Source organism: Acetobacter sp. P1H12_c (assembly GCF_018811975.1).
Lineage (GTDB): Bacteria > Pseudomonadota > Alphaproteobacteria > Acetobacterales > Acetobacteraceae > Acetobacter > Acetobacter persici.
Window position 1 is genome coordinate 1 of sequence record NZ_JACRVR010000051.1, and the last position, 13,106, is coordinate 13,106.

At 56.2% G+C, this 13,106-nt stretch carries 12 protein-coding genes; 8 read left to right on the forward strand and 4 right to left on the reverse strand.

Going from position 1 to position 13,106, the window contains the following annotated elements; genetic code table 11:
* On the forward strand, positions 1-237 hold a 237-nt coding region (locus KP699_RS15050; protein WP_215763199.1), incomplete at its 5' end, for a transposase.
* 57 nt (positions 238-294) lie between these two features.
* On the forward strand, positions 295-891 hold the full coding sequence (gene wrbA / locus KP699_RS15055) for an NAD(P)H:quinone oxidoreductase (RefSeq protein ID WP_215763200.1): 597 nt from the start codon (positions 295-297) through the stop codon (positions 889-891).
* A 128-nt stretch (positions 892-1,019) separates the two neighbouring features.
* Here wrbA and KP699_RS15060 read toward each other — a convergent pair whose 3' ends face one another.
* Positions 1,020-1,940, reverse strand: a complete 921-nt coding sequence (locus KP699_RS15060) for a LysR family transcriptional regulator (RefSeq protein WP_215763201.1) — start codon at positions 1,938-1,940, stop codon at positions 1,020-1,022.
* A 196-nt stretch (positions 1,941-2,136) separates the two neighbouring features.
* On the opposite strand from KP699_RS15060, the gene KP699_RS15065 reads away from it, so the two are divergent.
* On the forward strand, positions 2,137-2,838 hold the full coding sequence (locus KP699_RS15065; protein WP_215763202.1) for a pirin family protein: 702 nt from the start codon (positions 2,137-2,139) through the stop codon (positions 2,836-2,838).
* 480 nt (positions 2,839-3,318) lie between these two features.
* Here KP699_RS15065 and KP699_RS15070 read toward each other — a convergent pair whose 3' ends face one another.
* The gene (locus tag KP699_RS15070; protein WP_215763203.1) at positions 3,319-4,593 is read right to left on the reverse strand and encodes an MFS transporter; all 1,275 of its coding nucleotides are present in this window, start codon (positions 4,591-4,593) and stop codon (positions 3,319-3,321) included.
* A gap of 72 nt (positions 4,594-4,665) precedes the next feature.
* Between KP699_RS15070 and KP699_RS15075 the strand changes: the two genes are divergently transcribed.
* A complete protein-coding gene (locus KP699_RS15075) occupies positions 4,666-5,244 on the forward strand; it encodes a TetR/AcrR family transcriptional regulator (RefSeq protein WP_215763204.1) in 579 nt (192 codons plus the stop codon).
* A 361-nt stretch (positions 5,245-5,605) separates the two neighbouring features.
* Here the strand turns inward: KP699_RS15075 and KP699_RS15080 are convergent, their stop codons facing one another.
* Positions 5,606-6,223 (reverse strand): FMN-binding negative transcriptional regulator, encoded by a 618-nt coding sequence (locus KP699_RS15080; RefSeq protein WP_215763205.1) that lies wholly within the window; start codon positions 6,221-6,223, stop codon positions 5,606-5,608.
* A 234-nt stretch (positions 6,224-6,457) separates the two neighbouring features.
* On the opposite strand from KP699_RS15080, the gene KP699_RS15085 reads away from it, so the two are divergent.
* From KP699_RS15085 to KP699_RS15100, 4 genes are all read left to right on the forward strand, one after another.
* On the forward strand, positions 6,458-7,939 hold the full coding sequence (locus KP699_RS15085) for a PLP-dependent aminotransferase family protein (RefSeq protein ID WP_215763206.1): 1,482 nt from the start codon (positions 6,458-6,460) through the stop codon (positions 7,937-7,939).
* A 165-nt stretch (positions 7,940-8,104) separates the two neighbouring features.
* The gene (locus KP699_RS16735; protein ID WP_215763207.1) at positions 8,105-10,057 is read left to right on the forward strand and encodes a S9 family peptidase; all 1,953 of its coding nucleotides are present in this window, start codon (positions 8,105-8,107) and stop codon (positions 10,055-10,057) included.
* Between the two features lie 59 nt (positions 10,058-10,116).
* A complete protein-coding gene (locus tag KP699_RS15095; protein WP_215763208.1) occupies positions 10,117-12,438 on the forward strand; it encodes a TonB-dependent receptor in 2,322 nt (773 codons plus the stop codon).
* Between the two features lie 18 nt (positions 12,439-12,456).
* Complete coding sequence (locus KP699_RS15100; RefSeq protein ID WP_215763209.1) at positions 12,457-12,903, forward strand: APC family permease; 447 nt, start codon at positions 12,457-12,459, stop codon at positions 12,901-12,903.
* Here KP699_RS15100 and KP699_RS15105 read toward each other — a convergent pair.
* The coding region (locus KP699_RS15105) for a transposase (RefSeq protein WP_215762681.1) at positions 12,875-13,106 on the reverse strand (232 nt) is incomplete at its 5' end. The two genes, KP699_RS15100 and KP699_RS15105, sit on opposite strands and share 29 nt — an antisense overlap.

Consider the following 13,106-nt stretch of genomic DNA (forward strand, 5'->3'; position numbering starts at 1 on the left):
AAGATCAGACAGTCTCTCGCAGACCAAAACATCACCGCCTGTATTCCACCAAAGAAAAACAGGAAATCAAAGCCACCTTACAATTGGCATCTGTATAAAAAGCGCCATCTGATCGAAAACATGTTCGCAAAGCTGAAAGACTGGCGACGGGTGGCAACACGATACGACCGCTGTGCTCATACATTCATGTCCGCAATCTACATCGCAGCAAGCTTCATCTTCTATCTTAAAGAATGAGTCCTGAGCCTAAAAACCTTACGGAAACTGTTCTCAACACCAAAGGAGAAATCCAAAATGGCTAAAGTTCTTGTTCTTTACTATTCATCTTACGGGCATATCGAAACCATGGCCAATGCTGTCGCCGAAGGCGTGTGGGCAGCAGGTCTTGAGGTTGATATCAAGCGTGTTCCTGAACTGGTACCGGAAGACGTTGCCATAGCCCATCACTTCAAAACGGCGCAAAACGCACCAATTGCAACACCAGACGACCTGCCAAATTATGATGCTATTATTATCGGCGCACCCACACGATTTGGACGGCTTCCGGCCCAGATGGCAAACTTCTGGGATCAGACAGGTGGCTTATGGCTCGCAGGAGCACTGGTTGGAAAAGTCGGAGCCGTTTTTACCTCAACCGCTTCTCAGCACGGCGGGCAGGAAACCACCCTGTATTCCCTGATGTCTAATCTGATCCATTACGGCATGATTATCAGTGGCCTGCCCTACAGCTTTCAGGGTCAGCTCAAGCTGGACGAAGTTACTGGCGGCTCGCCCTATGGGGCCACCACACTTGCCGCAGGAGATGGGTCGCGCCAGCCAAGCGCCAATGAACTGGAAGGAGCAAAGTTCCTTGGCCAGCATGTTGCGGGTATTACCAGAAAGCTGAGCTGAGAATAGTGCCACAATTGAGGAAGGTTTAATTGCCACCCCATGTCACTCATCAATGGCATGGGGATTCTCTTTCAAAGAGATTTTTTTATAATACAGAAACAGACAAATATTATGCCCGAATCACATGTTTATTTTGCCTGGCTCAACCATCCCGGCTGACTAAAACATTCCACAAGATAATCCAGCAAAGCCGTAACCCTCATTGGTCTGAGCGCGCTGGATGGCGTAACGAGATACAGCGCAATAGACGGCGCATACCAGTCCGGCAGGATCCGCTCAAAAAGGCCGGATGCCAGACCTTCCCCTACCATGAATTCGGGAAACAGGCCAAAGCCCAGTCCGGCCTTCAAGGCAGGAAGAAATGCTTCCGCATTATCTGCACGGAATCTGGAAGTTTGCGTCAGAACAAATTCTTTTCCATTTTTATTATGCTGAAGGCGAATTTTTCCGGGCGCTGACGTATTGGTGTAGACAAAGCTTTTGTGAGCTTCAAGATCCCGTGGGTGCTCAGGACGGCCCACCCGATCCAGATAAGCAGAGCTTGCCACCAGTAAAAGCTGAACTTCGCAGAGTTTCCGTGCCCGCAACGCAGAGTCTGCAAGAGACGCAATACGGAGTGCAACATCGTATCCTTCCGCAACGAAGTCCACGAGCGTGTCACTGAAATCGACAGTCACATCAATATCCGGGTATTTGGCAAGAAAGGCGGGTAAAACAGGTGACAAATGGCCTATGCCGAAAGACATAGGGGCCGCAATCCTGATCAGCCCGGAAGGCCGTTGCGTGCCTCCCTTAGCTTCTGTTTCCGCTGCCTCTGCTTCCACCAGAATACGGTTCGCGTGCCCCAGCACCGTCCGCCCCGCTTCTGTAAGAGACAGGTGGCGGGAATTCCGATTAAAAAGTGCAACGCCGAGCGTTTGTTCCAGACGACCTACCGCTTTGGATACGGTGGGTTTGGAAAGCTGGATCTCTTCTGCTGCGCGGGCGAACGAACCGAGTTCAGCGACTTTTGCAAAAATAGCCCATGCTTCAAAATCAGGGAGGCGCATCAGACGATCTCGCGAAAGAGTTGATAAGGAGAATGTCTATATCGTGTTTATCAGAACGTGTTTGCATTTTCTGGATACAAAATACTCCATATCACAAAAATGGAAACGATATCTTTCCATGATTTCTATATCCTCCACACTCGCCCGTGCTTAACGTCTCATCAGACACTTACGTAACAAATCGGGAAAGCATGTTATGATTGAAGTCCGCCCCTATGACACACTTGGCCACGCCAACCACGGCTGGCTGGATGCACGGCACCATTTTTCTTTCGCCCATTACTATGATCCCAGCCGTATGAACTGGGGCAGTCTGCGCGTCTGGAATGATGATACCATCGCACCGGGAACCGGCTTTGGTACTCATCCGCATGAAAATATGGAAATCATCACGTATGTTCGTGAGGGCGCTATCACGCATCAGGACAGCCTTGGCAATAAAGGGCGCACTGTGGCCGGAGATGTGCAGGTTATGTCCGCGGGAGCGGGCATCCGACACAGCGAACATAATCTGGAAGATGTCACAACTCGGATCTTCCAGATCTGGATCATGCCCAATCAGGCAGGTCACGCACCGTCATGGGGCGCTCGTGCTTTTCCGAAAGACGACCGTGCTGGAAAATTTTTTACTCTGGCATCAGGTTTCCAGAATGACGGCGACGCACTTCCCATTCACGCCGATGCACGTGTGCTTGGGGCAACATTGAGAAAAAATCAAATAGCTGACTACCATCTTGGCACGGAAAGACTTGCCTACCTTGTGGTTGCCAAAGGCTCGGTTGAGATTGAAGGCAGAAAAATTAGTGAAGGCGATGGGGCTGCACTCTCGGAGATAGATATTCTCAAAGTTGGCGCCCTTACGGATGCCGAAGTCGTTCTTGTCGATACAGCAGGCTAAAGTCCTGATGGAGCAAAGAAGAACTGGATATTTCCACCGTCTTTGCTCCTTATAAGTCTCTTCAACGGCAAGCGTGGAGATCATCGATTTTTAGTCGTCTGACTGCGGGGCTCCAGTCTGAACTGAAGCCATTGCATTAGCGGCTGAGCATTGAAGTTTATAGCTTTACCCGAGCGACGCGCTGACATTTATTGTCTGATAATCAGCCGCGGTGCGTTTGGTACTGTAAGCCGGACATGTGGAACAGAAAGATCCGGCGTGCAGCCGATGGATGGGTGCTATTACGGTAGGGATTTGGGATTTGGGATTTGGGATTTGGGATTTGGGATTTGGTCACGGCAATTGCAATTTGAGAACCCGTCAAGATTAACAGGCATTTTGACATGCGTTTTTCTGATAATGCGTGACGTCTGCCTGAAATAAATCCGACGCAGTCCCATGGTCAATTGAACATCCGCGTGGACCATTCCTCACCTTGTCTCACTCCGCCGCAAGGGCAACGCCTTTCGACGGAGAACGCCCAATCCGCAGTGCCATCAGTGCTGCGACCAATCCGGCAAGCCCGGCCATGAGCAGCATGTCACGATAGCTTCCCTGTGCCTGACGCAGCACACCGGCAAGCGATGCAGCCAGAGCCGCGCCGATTTGATGCCCGAACACGATCCATCCAAATACAACCGGCGCGCGTGCCTCGCCAAAGGCGGCATTCGCGAGACGCAAGGTTGGTGGCACTGTCGCAATCCAGTCCAGCCCATAAAACACACCAAACAGCGTCAGGCTTGCACCGTGGAAGTCTACAAACGGCAGCGCCATCAGCGACAGGCCCCGCAGGCCGTAATAGGCAAAAAGCAGCCGCCACGCATCCATCCGGTCGGTGAGCCAGCCCGAGGCCGTGGTGCCGAACAGGTCAAAGAACCCCATAAGCGCGAGATACCCTGCCGCCGGCACCGCGCCCACACCGTGATCAGCACAGATCGCGATAAAATGCGTGCCGATCAGCCCGTTTGTCGTGAAGCCGCACACGAAGAACGTCAGGAACAGCAACCAGAAATCCCGCATGACCATCGCGTCACGGAGCGCCGATATCGCGATATGCAGTGGATGGCGTGACGAGCGCGCGGGAGGAACATATCCCTCCTCCGCCCCATGCGGCACAAGGCCCAGACGCTCAGGGTGTTCAGGCAGGAACAGCGCGACGAGCGGCACAAGACCCAGACACACCACCGTGACAGCGACGACCGGCCCGCGCCAGCCATGCGTCTGCGCGAGGGACGCCAGCATGGGCAGGAACAGCAGCGACCCTGTTGCCGTGCTTGCCGCGAGCAGCCCCATGACCGTGCCGCGACGCGCCACGAACCAGCGATTGACGACCGTAGCGCCGAGCACCATGGCAACGGCCCCGGTGCCAAGACCGGTTAGCAGCCCCCATGTGAGGAAAAATTGCCACGGCGCTGTCATGAACAGCGAAAGCCCGGACGACGCACCAATCAGCAGAAGCGCCCCGATCAGCGTGCGCCGGATTCCGATGGACTGCATCAGCGCCGCGGAGAACGGCCCCACAAAGCCGTAGAGAAAAATACCAAAAGCGGCGACCGATGAAATCGTGGTGCGGCTCCACCCCAACTCCATTTGCAGGGGCATCATCAGGACGCCGGGCGTTGAGCGCACACCGGCCGACACCAGCAAGGAGAGAAAGGTGAGCACCACGACGACCACAAAGACGGCACCCTTGCGGATGGGAAGATTTCTGCTCATATGACTAACCGGTAAGTTACACTTTCCTGAGCCTAGGTACCGATCGGTAACATCGTCAAGCGGAAATAGATTATGAAGCGACCCACACCCGGCGTCAGCGCCGCCGAACGGATTCGGAATTCAGCACGCGAATTGTTCTATAACAACGGAATACGCGGCGTTGGCGTCGAAGAAATCGTGCAGAACGCGGGCGTTACCAAGCCGTCGCTTTACCGTGCTTATGAATCCAAAGACGGGCTGGCTGCGGTGTATCTTGATGAATTCTACGGGACCTGTCGGACGCGCTTCGAGGAAGCCGAGTCCGATTTTCCCGACGATCCACGCGGCCAGATCCTTGCCTATTTTGACGGTCTGGCTGAACGGGCCTCCAGCCCGACCTATCGGGGCTGTGGACTGACAAACGCAATCCTTGAGTTTCCTGATCGCGATCATCCTGTCCGCCGGGAGGCCGCGCGACTCAAACAGGCGATGGCCGACTGGATTGCGTCTCGCGTGGCACTTCTGAACGCACGCGACCCTGAGGCGCTGACCGCTGGTCTGGTGCTGCTGATGGAGGGGGTTTTCGTCGCAGGACAGGCCTTCGCGCCGCCCGGTCCGAGCGCCCATGCCGGCACAGTAGCCCGCCTCCTGCTCGATATGTCAGTGTTATGAAGCCTCTCTCCGAAGAGGGCTCGGAGCCTCGGCTCCTCCCTTCACATGAGACAGAGCCTCTATCACGGTTGAACCCGTAAAACGGCCCGCTCGCCACATCCAGAAAGAACTGCGTGCGGTTAGCCGCCAGCCCGGCACGCCCCGACACCATGCACTGCGCGGCCAATGCGCATCGTGCCCTGACGACTATGCTTATGGGGGCCTCCGCAACCTGACTCTTACGCCTGATGATGTACGCCTTCTGGATAAGACGGATCGTCGTCTGTCCGTGCACAAAGGACGCAGCAAAAAAGTGGCCTGCCACATCGCATGACGCCATGATCCGGGAAAGGGTGGCCAGATGTCACTAACTTTCAGGCTTTCAGGCAGGATTTTCCTGAAGAACCTGCAAAGAGGACGTCGAAGCTGCGTGCAGCCGCATCCAGCGCGCGAGATCTCTGTCCGGATGATCGTTTACAATTTTATCGAACACTGCCGAAGTTTCACCCTGCCCCAGCTTGAAGGACGGGTGGAAGGTGAGATTCGTAATTTCAAAGCCAATAATATGTTTCTTGAGCGCCTCTGCACGTGGCCCACTCTCACTGATCTGCCAGGGTTTTGCGCGCGCCTTCTCCATCGCGTCGACCAGCAGCTCAAGACCTGATCCTGTCAGATTCTCGGAAAAACGCAGGGCTCCGCGCGCCCAGACGCGCGCATAATTCCATGTGGGTATCCAGCCGCGATCTCCTGCCACTTCCGGCGACACATAACCTTGCGGGCCAGAAAACATAACCTCCACAGCGATCGTCCCGGCCTCGGGCGGTATCGTGAGAGTACGCCGCGCTATATGACCGATAAGGCGCGCGTGCGACAAATCCCGGGACTGACCGGAAGGTTCCAGAATCAGGGGAAGATGAACCGGCATCCCATCGGCGGTAGAAAGACCACTCACCGCTGCAAGGGGATATTCACCAATCAGTTGTGCTATAAGGTCATTCATGTTTCTGGTCGGCACACTTCAGGAAGAATGGAAATTTGCGCTTACGGATCGTGCTTTACTGCCGCGGCCCGTCAGGATATCCAGACTGCCTGTTTATAGTGACAGCGCGGATACTCTTTTCCATTTCACGCACCTTGCTGGGCACGACAAGAGCCAATTGTTTCACGAGCAGGGGGCCATAAGAACAATCTGTCCGCAGTCTCGTTTTGTATTTTTGAGTGGGAACATCATCTGATGCTTCGTCCCCGGCGCGTACCGCTTGATATCACTCTGGACCCGCAATCCGTGCAGCCGCTTTACCTGCAGATTGCCGACGCAGTTACGCAGGAAATTGAACGGGGCCGCCTTTCAGCGGGAGACTATCTCCCCAGCACCCGCGCGCTGGCGAATGCGCTGGCCGTTAATCGCAAGACAATTGTGCTGGCCTTTGAGGAACTCGTTGCTCAGGGATGGATTGAAACATCAGGCACCAGCGGCACACAGGTCTCCGCGACATTGCCGGTACGGTCCGCATCCTCCCGTCCCGACAAGAAAGCTGATACGGAAAAAACTGCTTCGCCACAGGCTGGTTTTCGCTATATCGCAGCTCCGGCACGCGCCCTTGCTGTGCTGGAAGATCACGGTGTCAAACTTGATGAGGGCTCACCGGATGGGCGGCTGTTTCCCGCCGATGTTCTGGCCCGCGCCTACCGGAGTGCCCTGAGCAAAGTCTCACGCTATAATCGCCTGTCTTACGCTGACCCGCGTGGCTCGGCCTCCCTGCGCCAGACAATCGCGACCATGCTGAAAACGGAGCGGGGGCTGCCTGTTAACGCGGAGAATATCTGCATCACACGCGGCAGTCAGCACGGTATTTTTCTGGCCGCCATGACACTGATCCGCCCCGGTGACATTGTTGTTGTGGAGGAACTCACTTACGAGCCTGCCGTCATGGCCTTTCAGGCACTGGGGGCAGACATCCGGACAATCGGGCTGGATGGGGACGGCGCAGATGTCACGGCACTCGAAGCACTTTGCGCCACGCAGCGCATCGCGTTCGTTTTTCTGACACCGCATCACCAGTTTCCAACAACAGTCTCGCTCCATCCTGACCGAAGACTAAAAGTTATTGAACTGGCGCGCCGCTACGGTTTTGCAATTCTTGAAGACGATTACGACCACGAATTTCATTTCGAATCACAGCCTTTATTACCGATGGCAAGCTACGCCCCGGAAAGTGTGATTTATGTCGGCTCCCTCTCCAAACTGGCCATTCCGGCTTTAAGGCTGGGCTATGTTGTGGCGCCTGCCGCGGTTATTGAGGCTCTGGCGCACCATGTCTCGATTGTAGACGGAATGGGCAATATCGTGACGGAAGAAGCGGTCGGTGCGCTGATTGAAGAAGGCGAATTACGCCGCCATGCCCGCAAGGCCGCCCGCCTTTATGCAGAACGCCGGGACGCCTTTGCTCTGGCCCTGACGGAAGAATTCGGTTCTTCCATTACCTTCATACCGCCCAAAGGGGGGCTGGCCTTCTGGCTCCGGTTTGCCGATACCACCATACTGGACCGGATAGAGCGCAACGCCGCTGCTCTGGCTCTTCGCTTCGCAGGGTCGGACTCCTATAAGGCACGGCCGGAAGCGCCCCGCGGATTACGCATCGGATTTGCCAGCATGAACGCCGAGAAGACACGTCATGCCTTGCGTCTTCTCAAACAGGCGAGCCGTCTGCCTTAGGAAAAACCACGCTTATGACGTGGACCCGTCACCGTTCAAAAATTGGATGTTCCGGATAGACAACAATCTGCGACAGGATCAGGGCAGGATCACAATAGCCCAAAGGTCATGCCTGCCTTGCGTTATAAAAATACAATACGCACTGCTCAAGTATTTCCCACGGGAGTGGGGCGCACTGCGTCTGTCCGGATACTTTCCTCTGCACTGGTCGCTCTGCTGGTCTCATCCCCTGCACTGGCAGCACCGCATCCGATCACACCGCAAGACATTTCAGCACTGCGGCAGGTCTCAGATGCCCAGATCGCGCCTGACGGCCACCAGATCCTTTACAGCCGCATCACCCCCTCCAGCCACACCGCACCGACAGCACCGGACCTATGGGCGGTTACGCCCGGTTCACACGCAGAACCAAAGCAATTGCGCGGTACACTCGCAGGGGACCATCACCCACGCTGGTCTCCCGATGGTGCAACGCTAGCCCTCCTCCGCACGCATGCTACCGGCACAGCGCATGGGGCACGCCTCGTACTGCTCGACATCAAAAGCGGGAAAACGCGCACCATTCCCGGACTGACGGGAACGCCCGTCACCTTCACATGGGCACCCGATGGCCGTTCCATTGCGATCATCACCCATGAAGCACCGCCTGCGCTCCCGCATAACGCGACGGAAGAAGGGCGCAGCGGTACCAGCCACCTGATCCTGCTTGACGTCGCCAGCCTGAAGAGCAGAACCGTCCCGACGCCCGATCCCTTCATCTTTGACGTGGACTGGGGGCCGAAGGGGCAATGCCTCATTATCCGCAGCGGTAAAGAAGGTGGGCTTGAATACTACTGGTACCGCTCAACCCAATCCATCATCAAACCAGATGGCACGGTGCTGTACACCCTGCCCGGCCACGCCACGGCTGTGCATGCCTCTTTCTCTCCAGACGGGAGCACCGTCGTCTATGGGTATTTCTCAGAGGACGGTATTGATGGTCTTGTTGGAACCGTTGATCTTGCAACGGGAAAGCGTGAACCCATTGCGTCCGCATGGGGTGGCGCAATCCTGCGTGCCGCGTGGGACACTGACGGGCATGGCCTGACCGTTCTTGGCTTTAAAGGTGTGGAAACACATCTGGCCCATGTGGCGTTCGATCACGCCAGCACGGCCGAACCGACCGAGATCGCAACGGTTATGGGGGAGGTCTTCTCTTTCTCCCGTGACAAGAGTGGTGACATCGCCCTGACAGCGTCAACCCGCACAACGCCGGATGAAGTCTGGCTTTACCACAAGGGACACGGGCAGCAACTGACGCACAGCAATCCGGGCGTAGATCAATGGTCCCTCGGGGAACAGCGCATCATCCACTGGAAGGCGAAGGACGGGCTTGATCTTTCCGGCATTCTCGTGCTGCCACCGGGTGCCAGCCCGCATCAGCCAATGCCTCTTTTCGTGCAAATCCACGGTGGTCCGCTGGAGGCCTGGTACGATGGATGGCTTGGCTCATGGCACAACTGGGCGCGCATGCTTGCCTCCCACGGCATTGCGGTGTTCATGCCCAATCCGCGCGGTTCAGAAGGCGGCGGCCCAGCGTTTAGCGCCGCCAATCGGGGTGACTGGGGCGGCAAGGATTATCAGGATATCCTCAGCGGCGTCGATCACCTTGAAAAAGACGGCATTGCCGACCCGGCGCGCCTTGCACTGGGCGGCTGGAGTTATGGCGGCTTCATGGGCATGTGGGCTGCCGGACATAATGACCGTTTCAAAACACTCATTGCGGGTGCAGGCATTGCCGACCTCATGACGATGGCCATGAGCACCGATGTCGGCCTCAGCTTCATCCCGCCCTACTTTGGTGACCCACTGACCCACCAAAGCGAGTATTCCGCCCATTCACCACTCAGCTTCGTCCAGAACGTCACTGTGCCGGTCCTGCTCCTGCATGGTGATGCGGACACACGCGTGCCCACAATCCAGAGCCGCCTGTTCTACGCGGCCCTGCATGAAAGTGGAAAAACGGCACGCTTTATCCACTACCCCGGCGCACCCCACTGGTTTGGCGGCAGTGTCGGGCTCGATACCGAGATCGACGTGCAGCAACAGGTTCTCACCTGGCTTCAGAAATATCTCTGAACCGACCCATCACGTTACCGACTGCTCCCTGTATCAGCCCTCTTCAGGAACGAGCCCTCATGATCCACAGCTCTTTTTCCAGACTCCGCCCCGGTTTTCGGCTTCTGCTCCTGGCCGCTGTTTCCGCTTTTCCCGGAACAGTGCTGGCCCAGACTGAAACAGATTCAAAACACCACGCACATCCAGCCCGCCCGGCTCCGGCCGCGCGTCCGGTCGTCCGCCAGCCCGCCGCACCCCATATGAACAACCGGGCAGCGGCAAAGGAACAGCCCGACACGCTGGAATCCATTACAGTCTCAGCGGAACGGCGGCAGCAATCCACTCATGATGTGGCGAACTCTGTCACCGTGCTTTCCGGAAAATTCCTGCAAAAAATCAATGCGCAGTCTTATAGCGACTATATCGCGCAAATTCCGGGGGCAACGTTCAACCAGTCGCTGCCCGGCCTGTCGACTATCACTTTCCGCGGTATTGCCACCACCGCTGGTATTGATCAGGGGCAAGGCACTACCGGCTATTTTCTGAACGACATTCCGCTTTCTGAACCCGGCTTTGCCATTGCCGTGCCGGATATCGATACGTTTGACGTCGCCCGCGTGGAAGCTCTGCGTGGTCCGCAAAGTACGCTCTTTGGTTCCGCAACATTGGGTGGTGCGATTGACTACATCCCAAATCAGGCTGACACGGGCAAGATTGACGCCGCCGCCCAGTCCTCCATCGTCGGGATGCCCGGTCATGAAGTTGGCTACGGCGAAAAAGGTATGTTCAACATACCGATCATCAAGGGCAAACTTGCCGTGCGCGGCGTGCTTGGATATCGGCAGGACCCCGGCTACATCACCAACTTAGGCATAGGCCGCAATACCAATACCGGATACACGCGCAATGCCCGCGCAAGCGTTGTCTACACGCCCACGGATGCGGACAAGATCGCCTACACCTATATCGCCCAGAGTTCCGATATTTCAGATGACCCCTATTCGCTTGCAGCGTTGCCTGATTATCAGAAGCAGCGCCATATTGAGGAACCGCTCCGCACACAGATCCAGATGCATGAGCTGCGCTACGATCATGATTTCTCCTTTGCCACACTGAGCGCGATGGGAGCGTTCATCCGTAAAGGAAAAAACGCCACCACCGATTATACCCCGTATTACGGAGACACGATGGGCGGGGGGAATACAACGCTCAATGAAACAGGTGACAGCAAGTCCATGTATTATGAACTGCGTCTTGCCTCCAGCAAGCACTCGCGTTTTAACTGGCTGATTGGCGCAGCCTATTACGAAACATGGAAGCGCATTGAAGACAATGTCATGACTGACAATGTTCAGTCCTTTATTTCCGGCCTGTATGGCGCATCTCTCGTGCCGCAGCTAACGCAGGGTGACAGCTGGTATTGGGGCACAGCAAATTACGATGGCACTGAAAAATCCATTTTTGGTGAAGCCTCCTACGAAATTTTCAAAGGACTGACTCTGACAGGCGGCGCCCGCGTCTTTAACGCATCAGAAAAAACCTCGAGCGAGACGCCCGGCTACCTTGCCTACAGCAGCAACGGCAGCCTGCTCAACCGCACGGCCTCCAGCACCTCGCAGACAAGCGCGCTCCCGAAGGTTGCGCTGCGTTATGAACCAAACAAGCAGATGATGTTCTACTTCCTGTTTTCGGAAGGGTATCGTTTTGGCACGCCCAATTCGACAATATACAATGCCGCCTACCCCACGCCCCGCGGCACACGGTCGGACACGCTGAAAAATTACGAAGTTGGTGCGCGTCTCAACCTTTTTCACCATCACCTGCTGATCGAGCCCACGCTCTACTGGATTGACTGGAGCAATATGCAGGCGCGCCTGTTGCGGCCTGACGGCCTGACCTATGGCGCAAACGTGGGGGCCTCCGTTAGCCGGGGCGCGGAACTGAGTGCAACATGGATCACACCGATCAAAGGGCTTCAACTCCGTATAAACGGTACGTATGATGATGCGCACACAACGCAGTCCGTCTCTACGTCCGGAGGAGTCATTCCCTCAGGATCACAACTGGCCTCCAGCCCAAAATGGCAGTTCAGCGAAATTCTCAGCTATGCGGCTGTAGATTTACCACATGAGCCCACGCTCTCCATTATTCATCACTATCGGGGCTCCGCACCGGGCCTGCTTGGCAACAGCATGCGGATCGGCGATTACAATACCGTAGACTTCCAGCTGACCGGACATTTTCATGTCCCCAAAGGGCAGCTCGACCTCAGCCTCTATGCCAAGAATGTTGGCAATTCCCACGGGCTCAGCATGGGCTATGATAATGGCAGCGCGCTCGTAAACCAGTATTATTTCATCCCGCCGCAGTCTGTCGGAATGACCCTGAACTGGCATCTGTAATCTGGCTCAGGAGACACTATGGCCGCAGAGATAAAAACCGGAGCCCCTTCCCTCCATCGCGCCCTTGGGCCGGTGGATCTCCTCCTACTCGGGGTCGGCTGCGTGGTAGGAGCCGGGATCTATATCCTGCCTGGGGTGGCAGCGGCGGAATACGCAGGGCCAGCAGTCACCCTCGCCTTTGTGGCCGCCGCCGCTGCCTGCGGCCTCACCGGCCTTTGCTACGCGGAACTCGCAACCGCCATGCCAATAGCGGGTGCGTCCTATAGTTATGTTGCCCGCGCATTTGGCCCGGTTGCCGCCTTTGGGGTCGGCTGGGCTCTCACTCTGGAATTTCTGCTGGCCGGCGCCGCAGTCTCGACAGGCTTTGCCAGTTACTTCATGAGCCTGCTGCATGAGTTCGGCATTGACCTCCCGCAGGCGCTAGAGCGGTTCCACTTTAATCTGGTTCATATCCAGAGGCTGTAAAGAAACTGGCGCATTGACTGGGAGTGAAAGCCGGAAGCAGTGCGCCGACGGTATCCCACAGAGCACCGACAGTCCGTTCAGCTTTGGCGCGCAGCAAGGCCTTGAGTTTTGAGAAGGCCATTTCGATGGGATTGAAGTCCGGGCTGTATGGCGGAAGGAACATCAGTTCCGCCCCTGCCTGCTCAATGGCCTTCTGTGCCGCT